Source organism: Sphingobium sp. SG1, assembly GCF_057063145.1.
Map to the genome: position 1 here is coordinate 93,757 of NZ_JBVVOJ010000002.1, position 22,308 is coordinate 116,064.

The 22,308-nt window shown below is 65.1% G+C and carries 27 protein-coding genes and 1 riboswitch; of the genes, 11 read left to right on the plus strand and 16 right to left on the minus strand.

The genetic code is table 11. The features are described 5' to 3' along the window. Positions 1-42: 42 nt before the first annotated feature. The 5 genes from AC0KVN_RS05955 to AC0KVN_RS05975 form a co-directional block, all read right to left on the minus strand. Complete coding sequence (locus tag AC0KVN_RS05955; RefSeq protein ID WP_004212065.1) at positions 43-363, minus strand: WYL domain-containing protein; 321 nt, start codon at positions 361-363, stop codon at positions 43-45. Positions 364-476: 113 nt separating this feature from the next. Next, a complete protein-coding gene (locus tag AC0KVN_RS05960; RefSeq protein WP_435566616.1) occupies positions 477-1,787 on the minus strand; it encodes an MATE family efflux transporter in 1,311 nt (436 codons plus the stop codon). 119 nt (positions 1,788-1,906) lie between these two features. Continuing rightward, positions 1,907-2,836 (minus strand): DUF808 domain-containing protein, encoded by a 930-nt coding sequence (locus AC0KVN_RS05965; RefSeq protein WP_161733611.1) that lies wholly within the window; start codon positions 2,834-2,836, stop codon positions 1,907-1,909. A 118-nt stretch (positions 2,837-2,954) separates the two neighbouring features. Next, positions 2,955-3,197, minus strand: a complete 243-nt coding sequence (locus AC0KVN_RS05970) for a hypothetical protein (RefSeq protein WP_004212068.1) — start codon at positions 3,195-3,197, stop codon at positions 2,955-2,957. Next, positions 3,194-3,553: a hypothetical protein gene (locus tag AC0KVN_RS05975; protein WP_017501193.1), complete on the minus strand. Its 360-nt coding sequence runs from the start codon at positions 3,551-3,553 to the stop codon at positions 3,194-3,196. Before AC0KVN_RS05975 ends, AC0KVN_RS05970 begins: the two co-directional genes overlap by 4 nt. Before the next feature lie 104 nt (positions 3,554-3,657). Here AC0KVN_RS05975 and AC0KVN_RS05980 point away from each other — a divergent pair, with 104 nt between their 5' ends. Together AC0KVN_RS05980 and AC0KVN_RS05985 are read left to right on the plus strand one after the other, a co-directional pair. Then, entirely contained in the window at positions 3,658-3,927 is a 270-nt protein-coding gene (locus AC0KVN_RS05980) for a plasmid stabilization protein (protein ID WP_435566318.1), read from the plus strand. A 44-nt stretch (positions 3,928-3,971) separates the two neighbouring features. After that, positions 3,972-4,139 (plus strand): hypothetical protein, encoded by a 168-nt coding sequence (locus AC0KVN_RS05985; protein ID WP_435566319.1) that lies wholly within the window; start codon positions 3,972-3,974, stop codon positions 4,137-4,139. A gap of 150 nt (positions 4,140-4,289) precedes the next feature. Here the strand turns inward: AC0KVN_RS05985 and rplI are convergent, their stop codons facing one another. Genes rplI through rpsF form a run of 3 tightly spaced genes read right to left on the minus strand, consistent with a single transcriptional unit; the run spans position 4,290 to position 5,542 of the window. Continuing rightward, positions 4,290-4,886: a 50S ribosomal protein L9 gene (rplI, locus tag AC0KVN_RS05990; RefSeq protein WP_435566320.1), complete on the minus strand. Its 597-nt coding sequence runs from the start codon at positions 4,884-4,886 to the stop codon at positions 4,290-4,292. 13 nt (positions 4,887-4,899) lie between these two features. Then, the gene (gene rpsR / locus AC0KVN_RS05995; protein ID WP_004212076.1) at positions 4,900-5,124 is read right to left on the minus strand and encodes a 30S ribosomal protein S18; all 225 of its coding nucleotides are present in this window, start codon (positions 5,122-5,124) and stop codon (positions 4,900-4,902) included. Between the two features lie 13 nt (positions 5,125-5,137). Continuing rightward, positions 5,138-5,542, minus strand: coding sequence for a 30S ribosomal protein S6 (gene rpsF / locus AC0KVN_RS06000; RefSeq protein ID WP_004212077.1), 405 nt, complete (start codon positions 5,540-5,542; stop codon positions 5,138-5,140). Positions 5,543-5,788: 246 nt separating this feature from the next. Between rpsF and AC0KVN_RS06005 the strand changes: the two genes are divergently transcribed. Further along, complete coding sequence (locus AC0KVN_RS06005; RefSeq protein WP_483656006.1) at positions 5,789-7,192, plus strand: GntP family permease; 1,404 nt, start codon at positions 5,789-5,791, stop codon at positions 7,190-7,192. A gap of 58 nt (positions 7,193-7,250) precedes the next feature. Here the strand turns inward: AC0KVN_RS06005 and AC0KVN_RS06010 are convergent, their stop codons facing one another. The 7 genes from AC0KVN_RS06010 to AC0KVN_RS06040 form a co-directional block, all read right to left on the minus strand. After that, positions 7,251-7,604 carry an RcnB family protein gene (locus AC0KVN_RS06010; RefSeq protein ID WP_004212081.1) on the minus strand — a complete coding sequence of 118 codons (354 nt, stop codon included), beginning with the start codon at positions 7,602-7,604 and terminating at the stop codon, positions 7,251-7,253. A 177-nt stretch (positions 7,605-7,781) separates the two neighbouring features. After that, entirely contained in the window at positions 7,782-8,498 is a 717-nt protein-coding gene (locus tag AC0KVN_RS06015; protein WP_435566322.1) for a CPBP family intramembrane glutamic endopeptidase, BDIM_20840 family, read from the minus strand. Between the two features lie 28 nt (positions 8,499-8,526). Continuing rightward, the gene (locus AC0KVN_RS06020; protein WP_435566323.1) at positions 8,527-8,718 is read right to left on the minus strand and encodes a hypothetical protein; all 192 of its coding nucleotides are present in this window, start codon (positions 8,716-8,718) and stop codon (positions 8,527-8,529) included. Between the two features lie 110 nt (positions 8,719-8,828). Then, positions 8,829-10,034: an ABC transporter permease gene (locus AC0KVN_RS06025; RefSeq protein ID WP_004212085.1), complete on the minus strand. Its 1,206-nt coding sequence runs from the start codon at positions 10,032-10,034 to the stop codon at positions 8,829-8,831. Next, positions 10,034-10,756: an ABC transporter ATP-binding protein gene (locus tag AC0KVN_RS06030; RefSeq protein ID WP_161733605.1), complete on the minus strand. Its 723-nt coding sequence runs from the start codon at positions 10,754-10,756 to the stop codon at positions 10,034-10,036. Before AC0KVN_RS06030 ends, AC0KVN_RS06025 begins: the two co-directional genes overlap by 1 nt. Positions 10,757-10,760: 4 nt before the next feature. After that, a complete protein-coding gene (locus AC0KVN_RS06035; RefSeq protein ID WP_435566324.1) occupies positions 10,761-12,308 on the minus strand; it encodes an efflux RND transporter periplasmic adaptor subunit in 1,548 nt (515 codons plus the stop codon). Continuing rightward, positions 12,298-13,749 carry an efflux transporter outer membrane subunit gene (locus AC0KVN_RS06040; RefSeq protein ID WP_435566325.1) on the minus strand — a complete coding sequence of 484 codons (1,452 nt, stop codon included), beginning with the start codon at positions 13,747-13,749 and terminating at the stop codon, positions 12,298-12,300. Before AC0KVN_RS06040 ends, AC0KVN_RS06035 begins: the two co-directional genes overlap by 11 nt. A 189-nt stretch (positions 13,750-13,938) precedes the next feature. Between AC0KVN_RS06040 and fabD the strand changes: the two genes are divergently transcribed. The 4 genes from fabD to fabG all read left to right on the plus strand — a co-directional run bounded on the left by fabD (position 13,939) and on the right by fabG (position 16,972). After that, positions 13,939-14,874 carry an ACP S-malonyltransferase gene (gene fabD, locus AC0KVN_RS06045; RefSeq protein WP_026109186.1) on the plus strand — a complete coding sequence of 312 codons (936 nt, stop codon included), beginning with the start codon at positions 13,939-13,941 and terminating at the stop codon, positions 14,872-14,874. Next, positions 14,871-15,677 carry a crotonase/enoyl-CoA hydratase family protein gene (locus tag AC0KVN_RS06050; protein ID WP_279728546.1) on the plus strand — a complete coding sequence of 269 codons (807 nt, stop codon included), beginning with the start codon at positions 14,871-14,873 and terminating at the stop codon, positions 15,675-15,677. The genes fabD and AC0KVN_RS06050 overlap by 4 nt, the downstream gene beginning before the upstream one ends. Before the next feature lie 64 nt (positions 15,678-15,741). Next, the gene (locus tag AC0KVN_RS06055) at positions 15,742-16,164 is read left to right on the plus strand and encodes a GxxExxY protein (RefSeq protein ID WP_159366536.1); all 423 of its coding nucleotides are present in this window, start codon (positions 15,742-15,744) and stop codon (positions 16,162-16,164) included. Positions 16,165-16,174: 10 nt separating this feature from the next. Beyond that, complete coding sequence (fabG, locus tag AC0KVN_RS06060; protein ID WP_161732318.1) at positions 16,175-16,972, plus strand: 3-oxoacyl-[acyl-carrier-protein] reductase; 798 nt, start codon at positions 16,175-16,177, stop codon at positions 16,970-16,972. A 12-nt stretch (positions 16,973-16,984) separates the two neighbouring features. Here fabG and AC0KVN_RS06065 read toward each other — a convergent pair whose 3' ends face one another. Further along, positions 16,985-18,208 (minus strand): glycosyltransferase family 87 protein, encoded by a 1,224-nt coding sequence (locus AC0KVN_RS06065; RefSeq protein ID WP_435566326.1) that lies wholly within the window; start codon positions 18,206-18,208, stop codon positions 16,985-16,987. A gap of 207 nt (positions 18,209-18,415) precedes the next feature. Here AC0KVN_RS06065 and AC0KVN_RS06070 point away from each other — a divergent pair, with 207 nt between their 5' ends. The 4 genes from AC0KVN_RS06070 to AC0KVN_RS06085 all read left to right on the plus strand — a co-directional run bounded on the left by AC0KVN_RS06070 (position 18,416) and on the right by AC0KVN_RS06085 (position 22,302). After that, a complete protein-coding gene (locus AC0KVN_RS06070) occupies positions 18,416-18,649 on the plus strand; it encodes an acyl carrier protein (protein WP_004212096.1) in 234 nt (77 codons plus the stop codon). Positions 18,650-18,826: 177 nt separating this feature from the next. Next, entirely contained in the window at positions 18,827-20,086 is a 1,260-nt protein-coding gene (gene fabF, locus AC0KVN_RS06075; RefSeq protein ID WP_004212097.1) for a beta-ketoacyl-ACP synthase II, read from the plus strand. A gap of 109 nt (positions 20,087-20,195) precedes the next feature. Then, the gene (gene mltG, locus AC0KVN_RS06080; protein WP_048937054.1) at positions 20,196-21,167 is read left to right on the plus strand and encodes an endolytic transglycosylase MltG; all 972 of its coding nucleotides are present in this window, start codon (positions 20,196-20,198) and stop codon (positions 21,165-21,167) included. Between the two features lie 60 nt (positions 21,168-21,227). Beyond that, positions 21,228-21,336: riboswitch (SAM-I-IV-variant riboswitch) on the plus strand. A gap of 39 nt (positions 21,337-21,375) precedes the next feature. Beyond that, complete coding sequence (locus AC0KVN_RS06085; protein ID WP_435566327.1) at positions 21,376-22,302, plus strand: homoserine O-succinyltransferase; 927 nt, start codon at positions 21,376-21,378, stop codon at positions 22,300-22,302. Positions 22,303-22,308: the final 6 nt, after the last annotated feature.

Below are 22,308 nucleotides of genomic sequence, written 5' to 3' on the forward strand. Positions count from 1 at the left end.
GGCCGCCCTTCTTCATTCTGGTCGATGCGATGCCAACACCGATCAGGCGGCGGCGCTCTGCGGATCGACCGCGAACAGGGTCACACCCTTATATTTGTCGTCGCCCTGGTCATAGAGGCCGTGCATCGCCTCGAACGTCTCGTCCAGAATCTCGACATCGCTCAGGCCCGCCAGCTTGAACGTGCCCAGCTTCAGCTCGCGCGGCGGGCGGCCGTCGCGGTCCGTGGTCACGGCGTCCATGAACATCTCGTCATGGCGCGTGTAGAGGATGTGCGGGGCCAACGTGACGACCATCTTGTTATAGGTCGCCTTGAGGCACTTCTGAAGCGCGATCGCTTCGAAGATAGGGGTCGGAGAGTCCATGATGGGCCGCCCATATCAAGAAACACGGCCCCGTTTCAATTGCTTTGTGCGTCGCACCATGTGCCTGCCGTGCAACCGGCCGGATTTTCACGACGAATTGTGCGGCCGTTTTCCTAGCGCAGAACCAGCCCCAGCCGGTCGCGCAGCGACCAGCGCGCGATCAGCAGGATCGCCACCGTGCCGAGGCCCGCAGCCAGGCCGAACCAGATACCAACGCCATGCAGTCCCATCGGGAAAGCGAGCAGGGCGCCGACGCCGATACCGATGATCCAGTAGCCGAAAAGGGCGAAGATCATCGGCACCTTGGTATCCTGGATGCCGCGCAGCACGCCGGCGCCGACGGCCTGGGCAGCGTCGACCAGTTGGAACAGCGCGGCGACCGCCAGGAAGCTGACCGCCAGATTGGCGGTGGCGAGATTGGCCGGATCATGGACGTCGAGGAAGATCGACACCAGCGGTCGCGGGATCAGGACCAGCATCAGCGCAGCCGCCATGGCGAAGCCGGTGCCGACGATCAGCGCCAGCCAGCCGGCCCGACCGATCGCGGCGGGATCGGATCGGCCATAGGCGACGCCGACGCGCACGGTCGCGGCCTGACCAATGCCCATCGGCACCATGAAGACGAGCGAGGCGATCTGGATCGCCACGGCATGGGCGGCGAGCGATTCCCGGTCGATCAGCCCCATCAGGAAGGCCGAGGCGTTGAACACCGTGACTTCCAGCCCCAGCGTGATCGCGATCGGCAGGCCCAGCGTCCACACCGCGCGCTGCCGGTCGCGGTCACGCATCCAGAAGCGGCCCATCAGCCGATAGCGGCGGAAGCGGCGATCGACCAGGATGACGGTCAGCAGGCCCAGGAACAGGAAGGTGGAAGAGAGGGTGCTGGCGATGCCGGCGCCCAGCAGGCCGAGCGCGGGCAGGCCCAGATGGCCGAAGATCAGCGCCCAGCCGACCAGCACGTTGAACGGGATGGCGAGCAGCATGATGATGAGGCCCCAGAGCGGGCGCTCCAGTGCCGAGATGAAGTTGCGCAGCGTGGTGAAGCAGAGGAAGGGCAGCAGCGCCCATTGCATGCCGCGCATCAGATGGCCGGCTTCGCGCGCCAGGTCTGGTTCCTGCCCCATGGCGCGCAGGATCGCCTCGCAATGCCACAGGATCAGCCAGGCCGGCAGCACGAAGAAGGCGGCGGCGCGCAGCGTCTGGTGGACGGTGCGGCGCACGTCGCGCACCGAATGGCGGCGACGGCCCCGCTCGCTGGCGATCAGCGGCGCGGCGGCCGTGACGAGGCCGAGGCCGAAGATCAGCAGCGCGTTGAACAGGTTGATCGCCAGCGCCCCGGCGGCGACCGCTTCCGCGCCCAATCGACCGACGAGCAGCAGGTCGGTTGCGGCGATCCCCGACCAGGCGACATTGCCCGCGATCATGGGAATGGCGAGGGTGACGAGCGCGCGCGCCTCGATGCGCCAGGGGGAAGATTGGGTCACTTGGAAGGTCCGGAGCGAGGGAGGCGCCGGCAAAGGCGCGGGCGCTCCCCTTAATCGCCTCAGTGCTTCTTGAACAGATGCAGCACGGCAACGATGATGCCGCCGATCACCAGCCCGACAATGCCCGCGCCGATCGCATTCACCAGCCAGTCGATCACCGGACCGATCGCGGGCACGGCATGGGCGGCGCCCTCGGCCAGATGATGGATCGTACCGGGGATCAGATCCCAATGGAATTCGTGCAGGCCATGGACGATCAGGCCGCCCCCGACCCACAGCATCGCCGCCGTACCCACGACGCCCAGCACGCTCATCACGACCGGCATCGCCTTTACCAGGCCACGGCCGATCGCGCGCGTCGCCGCGCCGCTGCGCTGGGCGAGGTGCAGGCCGATATCGTCCATCTTCACGATGAAGCCGACCACGCCATAGACGCCGGCGGTGATCGCGATGGCGACGACGACCAGGATGATCGCCTGTTCCCAGATCGGCTCGCTGGCGACAGTGCCAAGAGCGATGGCCATGATCTCGCCCGACAGGATGAAGTCGGTGCGGATCGCGCTGGAGACCTTCTGGTCCTCCAGTTCCTTGGAGGTCAGGGTTGCGGCGGCATCCGCCACCTCGTCATGGCCGCCCTGGATCGCCTCCAGCAGCTTCTCCGCCGCCTCGAAGCACAGGAAGGCGCCGCCCAGCATCAACAACGGTGGCAGCAGCCAAGGGGCAAAGGCACTGAGCGCCAGTGCCGCCGGCAGCAGGAACAGCAATTTGTTGCGCAACGATCCGCGCGCGATCTTCCAGATGATCGGCAGTTCGCGGTCGGGCGACAGGCCCATGACATAGTTCGGCGTCACGGCGGTATCGTCGATAACGACGCCGGCGGCCTTTGTGCCGGCCTTGCCGGCGGCAGCGGCGACATCGTCCAGCGACGTGGCCGCCATCTTGGCGATACCGGCAACATCGTCGAGCAGCGCGATCAGACCCGAAGGCATGGTTGAATAATTCCCCTGTTGAAACGGATGGATATCATCCGTGCGCGCTTCTTAATGCGCGGGCAGGGTGGGGGCAATGGAGCGATGATTGCCGGTTCGTGACCGGGCGTCGGCGATATCAGTAATTGCCGGGCGGATCACTGGCGGGGAAGGATTCGTCGGACTGTTCATCGACCATGTCCCAATCGCTGTCGTCCGCCTGCGGCCCGGCGTCGCGGACGATGCCGGACGAGCCGACCGGGCCGCGATCGTCCAGATCATCGGCTGCGGCACCATCATCCTTGCCGGCCCGTTCCTTCAGGCTCTTCCAGGCAACGGCGCCAAGGCCGGTCAGAAAGGCCAGCTTCAACAATCCCTTCATGGTGTCTCCTTCGACGCACTGTGGAGATGGACCCACTTGGCGGCGTCCTGGTCGATAGCCTCGGGCGAGAGACGAATTTCGCCCTCTTCGTCCGCGCTGCCGGCATGATCCTCGTCCGCGCCGGTCATGCCGGGCGGAAAGATGGTCCAGCGCTGTTGCAGAGCGGTATCGATCATCGCCTGCCAGGCGGTCACGTCGCCCGTCTCGCGCATGGCGGGATCGGGCTCCTTGAGCATCGCCAATATGCTGGCGGCATCCTCGACCCAATAGGGCCAGTTATGCGTTGCCCCGGCGGCGAGATGCCGGGCGAGGCGCTCAAGCAGGGTGCGTTGCTCCATGATGTCCGGAACGTTCATGGCGACTCTCCGTTCCTCATTTTCTCGCCATGCAACTTAATGGCAATCCTCGGGAAATGCCTCTCGGTATTTGAACCGATATGGGACGAAAAAAGGAGGCAGGCATGCCCAGAGGCGACAAGGATCGTTACACTGGCAAGCAGAAGCGTAAGGCCGCGCATATCGCGCAAAGCTATGAAGAGCGTGGCGTGTCGCATGACGAGGCAGAGGCGCGGGCCTGGGCCACGGTGAACAAGGATTCGGGCGGGGGCAACCTGTCGGGATCGGGGCGGGGCAAGCCCGACAGCCATGCCGCCGAACGGCGTAAGGTCGCGGATCGATCGGCTGCGGCGAAGAAGGGCTGGGAAACGCGCCGTCGCCGGGCGCAGGGCTGAAATCAGGGCTAGAAGATATCGCCGTTGCTGAAATGGGCAGCGAGATGAGCGATCCAGGCGGCACCAGCGGCGGCAGCCCGGTGCGGGTGGTGAAGATGAGGTGGACGATCCCCTCCCGCGCCTGCCATTCCGGGAACGGCAGCGCCAGGGCGCCCGAGCGCGACGATCTGGACATGGCCCTTGGGATAGAGCGTCAGGAAATCGGGGAATAGGGCGGCGACGGCAATACGGCACTGCTCATGGACCGACAGGCCAAGCTCGGTGACCTAGAACCGGCGCGATGAGCGTCCGATCAACCGCCCACGGCAATAAAAAAGCCGCCCGGTAACGGGCGGCTTTCTCGTTTGTCAGAGCGAAGAGGCTCAGGCTTCTTCGGCCGGGGCTTCTTCCGCCTCGACGGCGATTTCGCCCGGCTCGGCGTTCGGATCGTAATCCTCGGTGAAGCCGGCTTCGTCCTTCTCGAACAGGTCGGCCATCACGTCGACGCCCTGCGCCTGCAGTTCGGCTTCTTCCGGCGAGCGGGCAACGTTCACCGTGATGGTAACGGCCACTTCCGGGTGCAGCGCGACCTTGACGTCGAAGACGCCCAGGGTCTTGATCGGACGCTCCAGCACGACCATCGCCTTGGAGACGTTGGTCACGCCATCGGCGTGCAGCGCGTCGACGACGTCACGGACGGCGACCGAGCCGTACAGGTGGCCGGCGTTCGACGACTGGCGGATCAGGATGATCTGCTTGCCGTTGACGCCTTCGGCAGCCTTTTCGGCGTCCGAACGACGAGCGGCGTTGTCGGCTTCGATCTTCGCGCGGTTGGCTTCGAACACAGCCTTGTTGGCGGCGTTCGAACGAAGAGCCTTCTTGTTGGGCAGCAGGAAGTTACGAGCGTAACCGTCCTTCACGGTGACGACGTCGCCGATCGCGCCCAGCTTTTCGATGCGCTCAAGGAGAATGATTTCCATGGGTCTTTCTCCCTTACTTCACGATGTAGGGCAGCAGGCCCAGGTGACGGGCGCGCTTGATGGCCTGGGCCAGCTCACGCTGCTTCTTGGCGGACACCGCGGTGATGCGGCTGGGGACGATCTTGCCGCGCTCGGACACGAAGCCCTGCAGCAGACGGACGTCCTTGTAATCGATCTTCGGCGCATCCTTGGCGGCGAAGGGGCAGCTCTTGCGGCGGCGGAAAAACGGGCGTGCCATGTTTCAGATCTCCTTATTCGGCAGCCGGGGCTTCTTCGCGCTCACGGCGCGGGCCACGGTCACCACGGGGGGCACGGTCGCCGCGTTCGGCGCGTTCCTGCTTGCGCATCATCACCGACGGACCGGCTTCCAGCTCTTCGACCTTGATGGTCATGTAGCGGATGATGTCTTCGTTGATCTGGGTCTGACGCTCCAGCTCGGCAATCACGTTGCCCGGTGCGTCGATGTTCAGCATGACGTAGTGCGCCTTGCGGTTCTTGGCGATCTTGTACGCGAGCGAACGCAGGCCCCAGGTCTCGACCTTGGTCACCTTGCCTTCATTTTCCTCGACGATCTTGGTGGCGGTTTCCGCCAGAGCGTCCACCTGCGCCTGTGCCAGATCCTGGCGCGCAAGGAACACATGCTCGTAAAGAGCCATGGGTATTGCCTCATCTGTTGGCCGATCGCTGACGCCCACCCCATGTGGAACGCCCCTCCGGCTGTCGTCTCAAGCATTCGAAATCGTCCGACGTCCGAATCCGGGGCCGAGCGAAGGCGCGCCTATGACGGAAAAGGGGGAGAAAGGCAAGCGGCATCGGTGCAGCCATGGGCGGCAGCGGCCCTGCTTGCAGTCAGGCTTCACCTGTCTCTATCCTGCCCTTCAGAAAAAGAGAAGGAGAGACGGATGGCGGTCGCGATCGCGGCACTGGCGCTGATCTTGCTGATGCTGGCGGCCTATCGCGGCATGAGCGTCATATTGATGGCGCCGTTGCTCGCCATGCTGGCGGTGTTCCTGACCGATCCGGCGGCGGTGCCGACCGTCTTTTCCGGCCTGTTCATGGACAAGGTCGCCACCTTCCTGAAGCTCTATTTCCCCGTCTTCCTGCTCGGCGCGCTGTTCGGCAAGCTGGTCGAGATATCGGGCTTTTCCCGCGCGATCGTGACGGCGGTGATCGGTTTCGTCGGCGCGGGAAGGGCGATCCCGGCGATCATGATCGTGACGGCGCTGCTGACCTATGGCGGGGTCTCGGTCTTCGTCGCGGTGTTCGCCGTCTACCCCTTCGCCGCCGAGATGTTCCGCCGCGCCGACATCCCCAAGCGGCTGGTGCCCGCGACCATCGGCCTTGGCGCGCTGACCTTCACCATGGATGCGCTGCCCGGCACGCCGCAGATCCAGAATGTCATTCCGGCCAGCTTCTTTGGCACCACCGCCTGGGCGGCGCCGGTGCTGGGCGTGATCGGATCGGTGGTGATCGCGGCGGCGGGCCTTGTCTATCTCAACTGGCGGCGCCGGGCGATGGCGGCCGCGGGGGAGGGCTATGGCGCGCCCGAAACGCTGGTCAACGAACCCGACCGGCAGGAAGAGGCGGCCACCGTCCATCCGCTGGTCGCCCTGCTGCCACTGCTGGTGGTGGGGCTGGGCAATCTGGCGTTGACGCTGCTGATCCCGCGCATCACCGGCGGGGCGGAAGAGGTGAGCATTCGGCTGGCGGGGCTGCCCGAGCCGGTGACAGCGAAGGTGACACAGCAAGCGGCGCTGTGGGCGGTGGAGGGGGCGCTGCTGATGGGCATCGCCACCATCCTGATCTTTGCCTTCCCGGTCGTGGCACGGCGCTTTGCGGAAGGGTCGAAGGCGGCGGTCGGCGGCGCCTTGCTGGCGGGGATGAACACGGCGGTCGAATATGGCTTTGGCGGAGTGATCGCGGCGCTGCCGGGCTTCCTGGTCGTCAAGGACGCGCTGAAGGCGGTGCCCAACCCGCTGATCAACGAAGCGGTTACGGTCACGACCCTGGCCGGCATCACCGGATCGGCGTCGGGCGGCCTGTCGATCGCGCTGGCGGCGATGGCGGACCAGTTCGTGGCGGCGGGCGATGCGGCGGGTATACCGCGCGAAGTGCTGCACCGGGTCGCGTCGATGGCATCGGGGGGCATGGACAGCCTGCCGCATAATGGCGCGGTCATCACCCTGCTGGCGGTGACGGGCCTCACCCATCGCCAGGCCTATAAGGACATATTCGCGCTGACGCTCATCAAGACGATGACCGTCTTCGTCGTGATCGCCGTCTATTATCTGACCGGGCTGGTGTGAACGCGAAAGCGCCCCGGAGCGGTGGCTCCAGGGCGCTTTTCAGGAGGGCGGGGCCTGCTTAGCGGATGGCGCCGGCGACGACCGCGCCGATGATCCCGCTGGTGAGGGCGACCAGCACCGCGTCATTGCCCGAGCGGACCCAGTGGTAACCGCGCGGCGGGGCCGACAGGCGATAGCCGCGATAATTGTCGACGACGCGATAATTGGTCGCATAGCGGCGATCGAAGCGCTGGCCCTTGGCCCAGTGGCGATCGTTGCGCACCACCGTCTTCTTCTGGACGACGGTGCGGTGCGGACCTTCCTTCACGACCCGGACGGTCTCGCGATGGGGCGCGGCCTGGGCCTGGGCGGTGACGATCGGGCTGGCGGCAACGGCAGTGGCGGTCAGGGCCAGGATGATCTTCTTGAACATGTCTTCACTCCTCTTGTTTCAATCGAGGGCGCCGCTTCCGGCGTCGAAGACAGAGATAGGCCGCGCTTGTCGCAAGCCTGTCCCAAGGGTGGGGCAAGTTTGTCGGAAATTGTATCAAAACCCGATTTAAGCTGAATATCGGTTCAGAAATTGCGCTTTTTCAATGCCTTGTTCGACTCACAGCATCAGCGAGATGGCATTGCCGAAATTGTGCAGCAGGATCGGCAGCAGCAGGCTGCCGGTACGCAGGCGCAGCCAGACAGCCAGCAGCGAGGGGATGGCGGTAAGCGCCATCACGACTGGATCGAAGCTGAAATGGCCGGCTGAATAGCCGAACGCATGGGCCAGGCCGAACAGGCCGCAGGACAGCAGAGCGCCCCAGCCCCAGTCGACGCCCAGGAAGCGGACCCGCCGGGTGAAGGCGCGATCGAGCGCGAAGAGCAGGATACCGCGATAGAAAGGTTCTTCCTCCAGCCCCGGCATGGTGAGCTGGAAGGCGATTTCCTCCGCGCTGCTCGGATCGTCGGGGAAATAAAGGGCGAGCGCGGTGAAGAAGGCGCAATAGAGGAGAGCCACGGGCAGGGCCGCGGTCAGGCTGCCGCGCGCCTGCCGGAGGGTGAGGCCGACCCGCTTCCAGCCGAAGGCCGGCAGGGCGGCGACCAGCAGCGTGAGAGCAAGGGCCAGCAGCTTGCCCTGCCAGTTCCAGTCGGCGGCGGGGATGAGATCGGGGATATGGCGATAGGCGCGGGTCAGCAGCGCGTCATTGGCAGCGACCAGGGCGACGGCAACCAGCAGCCAGCCGGGCCGAAAGCCGCGCCGATCGATCAGGCCGATCGCGCCGCCTGCGGCCAGCAGCAGCGCCAGCGTGCCGAGCAGGCCGATGACGCCGTTCATGCGCGCCGCTCCGGCGCGCGGCGGCGGCTCAGTCGTTGGAGGCGGGCAGAGAGACGGCGGGCAGGGGCGTGGCGGTGACGGTCATGCGGGCGAGCAGGATGGGATGATCCTTGCCCTCCAGCAATTGCGCCGTCTGCGGTGCCTGCGCGTCGGCAAAGGGGGTGAGGCTGACCCCAAACAGCAGCGCACTGCTGATGAGGCTGGCGGCGATCATCTTCATGGAGGCATTCCTTCCAAAGCGCCGGAGCGGCGCCATGGAAGGAGGGATTAGGCAGAAGATGTCGCAGCATTATCCCGGATAACCGCCCTTTTGTCGGAAAATGTATCAGCCTATTCGTGCCGCAGCGCGTCGATCGGGTTCAGGCTGGCCGCCCGGCGCGCCGGGAAATAGCCGAAGACCACGCCGATCGCCGCCGAAAAGAGGAAGGCGATCAGATTGACCTGCGGGTCGAAGGTGAAGGGCACCTTCATCAGCGGCGCGATGCCGACCGATGCGATGAGCGCAATGACCAGGCCGATTAGGCCGCCCATGCACGACAGCACGATCGCCTCCACCAGAAACTGCATCAGCACTTCGCGCGCGACCGCGCCGATGGCGAGGCGGATGCCGATCTCGCGGGTGCGCTCCGTCACCGACACCAGCATGATGTTCATGATGCCGATGCCGCCGACCAGCAGCGAGATGGCGGCGACCGCCGCGACGATCTGGGTCAGGATGGTGGTGGTGCCGGTCAGCGTGTCGCTGATCTGCTTGGTGTCGAAGACGTTGAAATTATCCTCCGCGCCCGCCTTGATCTTGCGGCGCTCGCGCATCAGCTGCTCCAGACTGTCCTGCACGGTCGCGCTGTCATAGGCGTCGTCGACCGCGACCATGATCTGGCTGATGTCGCGATCGCCGGTGAAGCGGCGCTGGACGAACTTGATCGGCATGACGACGACATCGTCCTGGTCGCCAAAGCCGCCCTGGCCGCGGGTCGCAAGCACGCCCACCACCTGACAGCTGACGCCCTTGATCCGCATCCGCTTGCCGATCGGGTCATTGCCCTGGAACAGGTTGGTGCGCACCGTATTGCCGATGATGCAGACCGATTTGCCGGCCTCTTCCTCGTCCGGCATGAACAGCCGGCCTTCCGACACATTCCAGGACTGGACCTGCGAATAGGCGGAGGTCGTGCCATAGACAGTGGTCGACCAGTTATTGCCTTCATAGATGGCGGTGCCGCTCGACTGGACCACCGGCGCCACGGCGCGCACGCCGGTCAGCTGGTTCTCGATCGCGGTCAGGTCCGCTTCCTTGAAATTGGGCGGGCGCGGCCCGCCGCCGCCACGGCCGAAGCCCTGGCCGGGGCGCAGTTGCAGCACATTGGCGCCCAGCGAGCTGATCTGTTCGCGCACGGCGGCGGTCGCGCCATTGCCCAGCGTCACCATGGTGACGACGGCGGCAACGCCGATGATGATGCCGAGCGTCGTGAGGAAGCTGCGCATCTTGTGCCGGTTGATCGCCCGGAAGGCGAGGATGACAGTGGTGCCCAGCATCAGCCCACGGCTCCCTTCTGCGGTCCGCCCTGGCCCTTGTCGACCCGCTCCACCAGCCCATCCTTGAAATGGACGATGGTGCGGGCAAATTCGGCCATGTCGGGTTCGTGCGTCACCATCAGCACGGTGATGCCGCTATTCTGGTTGAGGTCGGTCAGCAATTGCATGATCTCCACCGACCGTTCGGAATCGAGATTGCCGGTCGGTTCGTCCGCCAGCAGCACGTCGGGCTGGGTGACGATGGCACGGGCGATCGCGACGCGCTGTTGCTGGCCGCCGGACAGTTCGGCCGGCGTATGGTCCCACCAGTCCTTCAGGCCCACCTTGTCGAGCGCGGCCATGCCCATGTCATAGCGGGTCTTCTTGTCCTCGCCGCGATAAAGCAGGGGCAGCTCGACATTTTCGAGCGCGCTGGTGCGGGCGAGCAGGTTGAAGCCCTGGAAGACGAAGCCGAGATAGCGGCGGCGCAGCAGCGCGCGCTGATCGCGGTCCAGCGTCTCGACGTGGCGGCCCTTGAACAGGAACTGCCCGCCCGATGGCACGTCGAGGCAGCCCAATATGTTCATCGTCGTCGACTTGCCCGAGCCCGAAGGCCCCATGACGGCGACGAAATCACCCTGCTCGATGTCGAGGTCGATGCCCTTGAGTGCCTGAAAGGCGGTGGGGCCGCTGCCGAAGATCTTGGTGATCCCCCGCAGCGAGATGATGGGATCGGCGGCCATGGGATCAGGTTCCGCTCTGCCGGCCGGTGCCTCGGCTTTCGGTGCCGTTGCTGCCCTGGGGGGCGGCGGGCGTCGGGGCGACCGGGGCGGTCTGGGGTGCGGCGTCGCCCGAATTGCCGAGCGACTTGACGCTGGCGGGGCTGCCGTCGGCGGCGGGATTGCGCGGGCGGTCCTTCGAGCCATTGGCCCCAGCGGCGGGGTCTGCCTTCTGGTCCTCGGCGGGCTGCTGCGCGCCGGCGGCGAGCTGGCCGGTGATGACCTTCATGCCGGGCTTCAGGTCGCCGCCAGTGACGACGGTGCGCGATCCGTCGCTGGCGCCGACGGTGACCTGGATCGCCTTGGGATTGCCCTCTTCATCCAGCACGTAGAGGGTCTGGCTGCTGCCTGCACCGAAATTGACCTGGCGGTTGGCGCCGCTGCGGCGCATGCGGCCGGGCCCGGGCAGCACGCTGGTGATGCCGCCACCCGATCCGGCGCCGCTGCTGGGCTTGAAGCGCAGCGCGCTGTTGGGGACCAGCAGCACGTCATGCAGTTCCTGGGTCACGATGTCGGCGGTGGCGGTCATGCCCGGACGCAGCGTTTCATCCGCATTGTCGACCGACAGCACGGCGGTATAGGCGACGACCGTGCCGGTCGTGCTGGTGGTCGTGGTGCTGGACGAGGACGAACTGCTGCTGGAGCTGTTGGACCCGACATTGACCCGCGTGACCTTGGCCGGGAAAGTGCGGCCGGGGAAGGCATCGACGGCGAAATTGGCGGTCTGGCCTTCCTTGACCTGGCCGACGTCCGCTTCGTCGACCGACACCTCGACCTCCATCTTGGTCAGATCCTCGGCGATGGTGAACAGTACCGGCGCGTTGAGCGAGGCGGCGACGGTCTGGCCGGGCTCGATATCGCGCGACAGCACGACGCCGGTCACCGGCGAGACGATCTGGGCGATCGACAGGTTGGTCTTTGCCGTCGACAGCTGGGCGCGCGAGACATCGACCTGGGCCTGCGACGAACGCAGCGTGGCGAGAGCCTGATTATAATTGGCGCGCGCGGTGTCCATTTCGGTCTTGGCCGGCACGCGGCCACCGGAAAGCTGATAGACGTTGAGCTGGCGGTCGAGCGTCGCCTTGGCCAGTGCCACCTGCGCCTGCGCCTGGGCAACGCCGGCCTGAGCCGAGGATACCTGCGCGGTATTCTGGTTGATCGTGTCGACCAGGCGGCGGGTGTCCAGTTCGGCCAGCTTCTGCCCCTTGGTCACCCGATCATTGACGTCGACATAGACGGCGGTGATCTTGCCCGACTGTTCGGACCCCACATCGACCTGGTTGATCGGCTTCAAATTGCCGGTGGCCGACACGCTGACCGTCAGGTCGCCCTGGCGCGCCTCGCGGGTCGCATAATTGGGCTTGTCGTCGCCGGCAAAGCAGCGCGCCACGAGCAATATGAGGATCAGCAGCACGACGCCGATGACGGCGCGCATCACCCATTTGCGATGCGGCTTTTCCGGCTTGGCGCCGAGAAAGTCGTTGAGATCCTGGTCGGGGCTGGCGTCATTGCTCATTGGGGCGGTCATCCATATTCTGCCAGCCGCCACCCAGTGCATTATAGAGCTGGGCGATGGCCAGTATCTCGTCCGATTGGGCGCTGGCGAAGCTGTTGCGGGCGTTCAGCAGGGTGGTTTCGCTGGTCGACAGCGTCTGGAAGTCGATGAGGCCCGCCTGATATTGGCTGCGGGCCATGATCGCGGCATTGTTCGATGCTTCCATGGCGGTGGCGAACTCGACCTTGCGGGCGCGGGCGCTGTTGAGCGATGCCATCGCATTCTCGACATCCTCCAGCCCGGTCAGCACCGTCTGCTTGTAGAGGGCAAAGGCACCGTCGGTCGCCGCCCGCTGCGATCGCACCTGCGAGGCGAGGCGGCCACCGTCGAAGATCACCTGGGCGACATTGGCGAAGACATTGCCGGTGATGACGTCGAACAGATTCTTGATCGCCGTGCTGGTGCTGTTGATATTCCCGCTGATCGCCAGCGAAGGATAAAGCTGGGCCTGGGCGACGCCGATCCGTGCGGTGGCGGCGGCCAGCGAGCGTTCGGCCGACCGCACGTCGGGCCGCTGGCGCAGCGTGTCGGCCGGGATGCCGGTGGCGATCTGGCTCGAGGCGGTCGGGATGGCGGCGGGCGTCTCCAGCGTGCGGGTGGCATCGCCCGGTGCCTGGCCGGTCAGCACCGCGATGCGGTTCAGGCTGCCGCGCAGGCTGGCCTCCAGTTGCGGGATGGTGGCGTTGGTCTGGGCCAGTTGCGCCTTGGCCTGCTGCTCGTCGAGCGAGGAGACAAGGCCGGCCTGCAGCCGCCAGCTGGCGATGTCGTAATTGTCCTTCTGCACCCGCTGGCTTTCGTGGGCGATGCGCAACTGCTCCTGGGCCAGGCGTGCCTGGACATAGTTGCTGACCAGTTCGGATATGATGCTCAGTCGGACATTGGCCAGACTATAGCCCGACGCGGCGAGGTCCGCCCGGGCGGCTTCGGCGCCGCGCGAGAGTTCGCCGAACAGGTCGACCTGCCAGCTGGCGTTGATGCCGGCATTATAGCTGTTGGTCCATTTGCCCTGGCCGGTGTTGATGACATTGCCGTTGTCGTCGACCCGCACGCCGCTGCCGCCACTATTATAGTTGCGACCGCCGCTGGCCGATCCGTTGACCTGCGGCAGGAAGGAGGCGTTGGCCTGGCGCAGCGATTCCCGCGCCTGGCGCAACCGCGCCTGCGCCTGGACGATGTCCAGATTGCCGGCGATCGCCTGATCGATCAGGGCATTGAGCGCCGGGTCATTGAACTGGGTCCACCAGGTGGCGAGGGTGGCGTCGTCGATCGGCGTGCCGCCGCCCTGGCTGTAGCCGGCGGGGATGCCGAGGGCGGCGGACTGGGGTGCGTGATAATCCGGCCCTGCCGCGCAGGCAGACAGGGTGAGCACCGATCCGGCGAGCCATGCAATGCGATATCGCACCTTTTCCTTGCACTCCGTCGTCGTTAAAGGGGCCAGCGATATTCCCCCGAGAGACAGGGGGCAGGTGTATCAGGTCGTTACGTGCCCAAAAGCCATGTACGCCTCAATGCCATATATGTCTCAAAGTGTAACGTGCGTGAATTCCCGTGTTTTTCTCTGGAAAGACACCAGTAGATCAGAGGATGGAAGATGAGGGCATTTCTTTTCCCGGGCCAGGGTAGCCAGTCGGTCGGCATGGGCAAGGCGCTGGCCGAGGCAAGTCCGGCGGCAAAGGAACTGTTCCAGGAAGTCGATGACGCCCTGTCGCAGCATCTGTTCCGCATCATGGTGGAAGGCCCCGAGAGCGACCTGACCCTGACCGAGAATGCCCAGCCCGCGATCATGGCCAACGCGCTCGCCACGCTGCGCGTGATGCAGAAGGAAGGCGGCTTCAGCCTGGCTGACAAGGGTGATTATGTCGCGGGCCACTCGCTGGGTGAATATAGCGCGCTCTGCGCGGTCGAGGCGTTCGACCTTGGCACCACCGCCCGCCTGCTCAAGCTGCGCGGTCAGGCGATGCAGGCCGCCGTGCCGGTGGGCGAGGGCGCGATGGCCGCGCTGTTGGGCGCCGACATCGAAAAGGCGCAGGCGCTGGCCGATGCCGCTGCGGAGGGCGAAGTCTGCACCGTCGCCAACGACAATGATCCCAGCCAGGTCGTCATTTCCGGCCACAAGGGCGCAATCGAGCGCGCCGTCGCGCTGGTCAAGGATTATGGCATCAAGCGCGGCGTGCTGCTGCCGGTGTCGGCGCCCTTCCACTGTCCGCTGATGCAGCCGGCCGCCGATGCTATGGCGGAAGCGCTGGCGAAAGCGACGATCAACGCGCCGCTGCTGCCGGTCTATGCCAATGTGCTGGCCGCGCCGATCAGCGACACGACCGACATTCGCGAGCGTCTGGTCGAGCAGGTCACCGGCCGCGTCCGCTGGCGCGAGTCGATCGGCGCGATGTGGGACGCGGGCGTCACCGATTTCGTCGAACTGGGCGGCAAGGTGCTTGGCCCGATGGTCAAGCGCATCGCGCCCGACGCCACCGTGCGCAGCGTGGTGACGATGGACGATATCGAGGCGGTGCTGGGCGCGCTGTGAGCGAGAGCCCGGTCCTTAGCCACCGCGACGGGGCCGTCCTGACGGTCACGCTGAACCTGCCCGACCGGCGCAACCCCATCTCCGATCCGGCGATGGTGGATGCGCTGTGCGACGTGTTCGAGGCGGCGGACCGGGACGCGAGCATCCATGTCGCGATCCTGACCGGGGCGGGCAGTGCCTTCTCCTCGGGCGGCGATCTCAACGCGATGCGGCCCGATGCCGGCGGGCTGCGCGCCAGCCTGCCGGCGCAGACGCGGCGCAATTATCGCGCGGGCATCCAGCGCCTGCCTCTGCTGTTCCAGGCGATCGAGCTGCCGGTGATCGCGGCGGTCAATGGCCCTGCGATCGGCGCGGGGCTGGACCTGGCCTGCATGTGCGACCTGCGCATCGCGGGGCAAGGCGCGCGCTTTGCCGAAAGCTTCGTGAAGCTTGGCCTCGTCTCCGGCGATGGCGGGGCCTGGCTATTGCCGCGCATCATAGGCTTTTCCAAGGCGTCGCAACTCTCGCTGACCGGCGAGACGATCGACGCGGGCGAGGCACTGCGGATCGGGCTGGTCGGCGATGTCGTGCCCAACGCGGACCTTATGACGGTGGCGCGGGCGCAGGCTGATGCGATCGCCGCCAATCCGCCGCATGCGACGCGGATGACCAAACGGTTGCTGCGTGCGGCGCAGACGGCCGAACTTTCGCAAATTTTGGAAATGGCGGGCGCCATGCAGGCGCTGGCCCACGCGACCGCGGATCATGACGAGGCGATCACCGCCTTCTTCGACCGCCGGCCGCCACACTTCAAGGGAGACTGAAAGCCTGTCATAGGCTGGTGACTGGACAATTGTTCGCGCGGAGACGCGGAGACGCGGAGGGCTTTTGGTCGATATAGATCATGTCAGTGGCGACGTTTTGAACCTGGCCCTCCGCATGCACCGCGAGTTGGGGCCGGGGCTTCTTGAAAGCGTCTACGAGATGATCCTCGCCGCCAAGCTGGTCGAGATCGGCTATGCGGTCGAACGGCAGAAGTCCGTCGATATCGATTATGAAGGGCTGCATTTTGCCGCTGCATTCCGTATCGACCTGCTGGTTGCCGACTGTCTTCTGGTCGAGATCAAATCCACCGAGCGGTTGAATCCCGCCCATGCCAAGCAATTGCTGACCTATCTTCGCCTGACCAACCAGCCCGTAGGGCTGCTCATCAATTTCGGCGGCGCCACGCTCAAGGAAGGGGTGAAGCGCATAGTCAACGACTATGCCCCCTCCGCGTCTCCGCGCCTCCGCGTGAACCGAATGGAATAAGGAGACTGACATGTTCGATCTGACGGGAATGACCGCGCTGGTGACTGGCGCTTCGGGGGGCATCGGTTTTGAAATTGCGCGCGCTCTTATGCGGCAGGGCGCAAAAGTCGCACTTTCTGGCACTAGTGAAGAAAAGCTCTCTGCTGCGCGGGAACGGATGCAGGTGTTGCGCGATGGTGAGGCGGTCCGCTTTTCTGTTGAAGGGTTCGATGGAGGCTCGATCGAACATCCGATTCTGCCTTGCAACTTGTCCGACCCGGCCGCCGTCGACGCGCTGGTGCCGCAGGCGGTGGAAGCGCTGGGCGGCAAGATCGACATCCTGGTCAACAATGCCGGCATCACCCGCGACAACCTGATCCTGCGCATGAAGGACGAGGAATGGTCGCAGGTTATCGCGGTCAATCTGGAAGCCGCCTTCCGCCTGTGCCGCGCCGCCGCCAAGCCGATGATGAAGGCGCGCTTTGGCCGCATCATCTCGATCACCTCGGTCGTGGGCGTCACCGGCAATCCGGGCCAGTCCAACTATTGCGCGTCGAAGGCCGGCATCATCGGCATGTCCAAGTCGCTGGGCCAGGAACTGGCGAGCCGCGGCATCACCGTGAACTGCGTGGCGCCCGGCTTCATCCGGTCGGCCATGACCGATGCGCTGAACGATGCCCAGAAGGGCACGATCCTGGCCAAGATCCCGGCTGGCGACCTGGGCGATGGCGACGATATCGGCGCGGCAGTCGCCTATCTGGCGAGCAAGGAAGCTGGCTATGTCAACGGCCAGACCCTGCACGTCAACGGCGGCATGGCGATGATCTGATCGATCGCCCGGTCAGGCGATCTTCGTCCGGCCGGGCAGGCTATAAGCGAGCGCGCCGTCCAGCAGGATGGCGCGTCGCATCGCCAGCGCCAGCACCGCGATCGCGGCGATCAGGTTGACCGGCACATGGGTCCATTCCGACACGGCCCGGCCGAACAAAGGCGCTATCCAGGCATAGGCCAGCCAGCTTCGTTCCCAAGGCAGCGCGCCGCGCTTGCCCATGTCGGCGGCGACGAAGGCGATCGCCATCCCCAGCAGCACATAGTCATAATCGAGCACATAGGGTGTGCAGAGCAGGGCGGCGCTGAGCGCGGCGGCGCCCCGCACTTCCATCGTCCCACGGCGGGCGACCAGCGCAGCGATACCGATGGCGATGGCCGTCACCAGGCCCTGCACCACATAGGCGGCCGGAATGCTGCCGCCCCATTGGCGAATGGCGGCAAAGGGGCTCTGGATCTTTTCCCAGCCGGTGGCGCCATTTTCGATGATGATATGCTGTGTCAGCGGCAGAGAATCGATGAAGGCCTGCCACACCGGCCAGCCCCAGATCAGCAATGTCAGCAGGCACAGGCCGGCCGAGGTCAGGCCGGCGGCCAGGAAGGCGCGGGCATTGCCGCGTGCGATGATCAGCACCGGGATCAGCACCGCAAATTGCGGTTTGTAGACGAGCGCGCCCAGCAGCATGCCGGCGATCCAAGGGCGTCGGTCGAGCAGGGCCATGCCGCCGCCCAGCAGTGCGGCGGTCATGAACGCATTCTGGCCATGGCCCAGGCACACCATCACCACAGGTGCGCCGAGTGCGATGAGCAGCGCGTCGCGCTGACCCGGCAGGACATGATGAACGACCATCAATGCGCCGGCCAGCGTCAGTCCCTGCCACAGGATCAGGGCGGGGACGTAGGGGATTTGCGCCAGCAACGTGGCCAGGATCAGGAAGGGCGGGGGATAGTGCCAGCCATAGAAAGGGATGGCGGGATCATGATGGATCGCCTTCTGCACTTCATGATGGGCGGGCCAGTTCCATGCCTGGGCGGCCTGGCCATGGTCGGCCATCCAGCCTGCGGTCCAGACGTTGGAAAAGTCGGTGCCAAGCGGCCGACCAAGCGAATCTACCGTGCCATGGGCCGTCGCGAACAGGTAGGCGAGGCCGATCAGCGTTGCTGCCAGCATCAGCCAGGCGGTCATTCGGACCCGTTCGGGGGTGATGAACTGGTCGGGGCACAGGCGGCTTATCATGGCTATTTGCTGGCACAAGCGGCTGAAATTTTGGTAAACAACCCTTTGTTTCCGGGTTTTTTCCGGCTTTTTATTGCCGAAACGCTCCTGTCACTCCATCTAGGGGCTTGGCGGGCTTCCCTCTTGCCTCTATCGGGGCTTGGCACTAGGGCAATGCCTTAACGGTTATTCAGAACCACCAACGATACCCAGTAAGAAGGACCACTCATGAGTGAGACCGCGGATCGCGTAAAGAAAATCGTCGTCGAGCATCTGGGCGTCGAAGCCGAGAAGGTGACCGAGGACGCCAGCTTCATCGACGATCTGGGCGCAGACAGCCTGGACATCGTTGAACTGGTGATGGCGTTCGAAGAAGAATTCGGCGTCGAAATCCCGGACGATGCGGCTGAGAAGATCGCCACCGTCAAGGACGCGATCGACTATATCGACAGCAAGGCCTAAGGGCTTCGCGGCCTGCCCCAGTGGCGGGCCGCCCTCCTTGCACAAGGATTGGCTCCTCCTGTCCGGTGATCCCGGAGCTTGGGGAGCCTTTTCGTATCTGGCCTGCCGTTCACAAGTGCGTGTGGAACGCCTAGATGAGCGGCACGGAACCAAAAATTGGAATTTCGGAGCAAGCATATGCGTCGCGTCGTCGTAACCGGCCTTGGCATGGTAAGCCCGCTTGGCGGGGATGTCGAAACCACCTGGAAGAACATCATCGCGTCGAAATCCGGCGCGGCGACGATCACCCGCTTCGATGCCACCGATTACAAGTGCCGCATCGCCTGCGAAGTGAAGCCGGCGGATCATGAATATGGCTATGACGCCTCGCTGGACGTCGACCACAAGATCCAGCGCCAGGTTGATCCGTTCATCGTCTACGGCATTTCCGCCGCCAGCCAGGCGCTGCGCGACGCGGGCCTGGACAATATGTCGGAAGAAGAGCGCCTGCGCGCCGGCTGCTCGATCGGTTCGGGCATCGGTGGCCTGCCGGGCATCGAAAGCGAATCGCTGGTGCTGGCCAACAAGGGCCCCAACCGCGTTTCGCCGCACTTCGTCCATGGCCGCCTGATCAACCTGATCTCGGGCCAGGTCTCGATCAAGTACGGCCTGATGGGTCCGAACCATGCCGTCGTCACCGCCTGCTCGACCGGCGCCCACTCGATCGGCGACGCTGCGCGCATGATCGCGATGGACGATGCTGACGTGATGCTGGCGGGTGGCGCGGAAAGCGCGATCTGCCCGATCGGCATCGCCGGCTTCGCCCAGGCGCGTGCGCTCTCGACCGGCTTCAACGACACGCCGGAAAAGGCGTCGCGTCCCTATGACGTCAACCGTGACGGCTTCGTCATGGGCGAAGGCGCGGGCGTGGTCGTGCTGGAAGAATATGAGCGGGCCAAGGCGCGCGGCGCGAAAATCTATGCCGAAGTCATCGGCTATGGCCTGACCGGCGACGCCTATCATGTCACCGCGCCGCACCCGGAAGGCAATGGCGGTTTCCGTTCGATGCAGATGGCGCTCAAGCGCTCGGGCCTCAGCCTGGAAGATATCGACTATGTGAACGCGCATGGCACCTCGACCCCGCTGGGCGACGAACTGGAACTGGGCGCGGTCAAGCGTCTGTTCGGCGATCATCTGGGCAGCATGTCGATGTCGTCGACCAAGTCGGCGATCGGCCACCTGCTGGGCGGCGCGGGCGCGGTGGAGAGCATCTTCTGCATCCTCGCCATGCGCGACCAGATCGTGCCGCCGACGCTCAACCTCGACGAGCCGAGCGAAAGCTGCAAGGGCGTGGACCTGGTCCCGCACGTCGCCAAGGAACGCAAGGTGCGCGCGGTGCTGAACAACTCGTTCGGCTTCGGCGGCACCAACGCCTCGCTCATCATGAAGGCGATCTGATACGCCTGATCCTCCCCTGCAAAGGGGAGGATCATGTAAGCCATAGCCGGTTGGGCATTATTTGGGTCGGGCAGTTGGGATGATGGCAAGACGATCCGGCGCAAATCCGGTGCGGCGACTGGGCTGCATCATCCTTCTGATCGGCCTGGCCGTTGTCGCCTTTGTCGGTTTCCGCTTCGTCCATGGCTGGACCGAGACGGGGCCGGCCACCCAGAATATCAGCATCGTCGTGCCGGAGGGATCGACCCTGTCCGATGCCGCGGTGCTGCTGAAATCGGCTGGCGCAGTGCGTTCGGCCGATGCCTTCCTGACCCGCGCGAAGGTCTTTGGCGGCGCCAAGCCGATCAAGGCCGGCGAGTTCGTGGTGCCCAAGGGCGCCAGCAACCGCGAGATATTGTCGATCCTGCAGGGCGGCAAGACGCTGACCCGGCTGGTCACCATTCCCGAAGGCATGCCGTCGATCCTGGTGCAGGAACGGCTGATGGCCAATGACGAGCTGACCGGCGATGTCGCGGTGCCGCAGGAGGGCAGCGTGCTGCCCGACAGCTATGCCTTCGACAAGGGCGAGCCGCGCGCCGCCGTGCTGAAGCGGATGCAGGCGGCGATGGACAAGGCGCTGGCGAAGCTCTGGGCCGAACGCGCGCCCAATACGATCGCCAAGTCGCCCCAGGAGGCGATCATCCTCGCCTCGATCGTCGAGAAGGAGACCGCGATCGCCAAGGAGCGGCCGATGGTCGCGGGCGTCTACAGCAACCGTCTGCGCAAGAACATGATGCTGCAGGCCGATCCGACGATTATCTATCCGATCACCAGGGGCAAGCCGCTCGGCCGCCGGATCAAGAAGTCCGAGATCGCCGACGTCAACGACTACAACACCTATGCGATGACCGGCCTGCCCAAGGGGCCGATCGCCAATCCGGGCCGGCTGTCGATCCTGGCGGTGCTGCACCCGGCGGAGACGAATGCGCTCTATTTCGTCGCGGACGGGAAGGGCGGCCATATCTTTGCCGACACCTATCAGCAGCATAATGAGAATGTGCGGAAGTGGTTCGAGATCCGCCGCGCGCGGGGCGAGCTGTAAAGCCCGGCTTGGCCGATATATAGCCGGGCTTGCCACATGGTCCGGCGCGCGCTAGAGATAGTCCAGCATCAAGAGTTGGGGCGACGCCCAACGCCAACCTGCCGTTCCGGGCAAGGTGGCACTCCCGATCCGGGAGGATGTGGCCGATCCGGCAACAAAGCGGACCTCAGCCACCGATCGTCGCCCCGCCAGGAAGGACTGACGAGACGTGCCGATCAAGATTGCCGATGACCTGCCCGCCCGCCGCACGCTGGAAGCCGAGGGCGTCGCCGTGATGGGCGAGGCCGACGCGGTGCGGCAGGATATCCGCCCGCTGCGGATCGCGCTGCTGAACCTGATGCCCAACAAGATCGATACCGAGACGCAGCTTGCGCGGCTGCTTGGCGCCTCGCCGTTGCAGGTGGAACTGACGCTGGTGCGGATCAGCGACCATGTGTCGCGCAACACCTCCGCCGATCATATGCAGTCCTTCTACCGCGCCTGGACCGATGTGCGCGACGAGCGCTTCGACGGCTTCCTGATCACCGGCGCGCCGGTCGAGCATCTGCCGTTCGAGGAGGTGCGCTACTGGCAGGAACTGCGCGCGATCTTCGACTGGACCCAGACCCATGTGCATCGTTCGCTCAGCATCTGCTGGGCGGCGCAGGCCGCCCTTTATCATTTCCACGGGGTTCCGAAACACGCGCTGGAGCGCAAGGCGTTCGGCGTGTTCCGCCATCGCAACCATGCCCCGGCCTCGCCCTATCTGCGGGGCTTTTCGGACGATTTCTCGATCCCCGTGTCGCGCTGGTCGGAAGTGCGGCGGGAATCGCTGCCGCTCGATCGCGGGCTGCAACTGCTGGCCGACAGCGCGGAGACCGGGCCTTGCCTGGTGCATGATCCACGCCATGGCTTCCTGCACATGTTCAACCATGTCGAATATGACACGCGCACCCTGGGCGACGAATATGCGCGCGACGGCGGCCGCCAGATGCCGGCCCATTATTTCCCCGACGACGACCCGACCCGCCCGCCGGAAAATCGCTGGCGCAGCCATGCCCATCTGCTGTTCGGCAACTGGATCAACGACCTCTACCAGACCGCGCCGTTCGACGTGGACATGATCGGCCAGGAGATATTGCAGAGCGCGGCCTGATCGGCG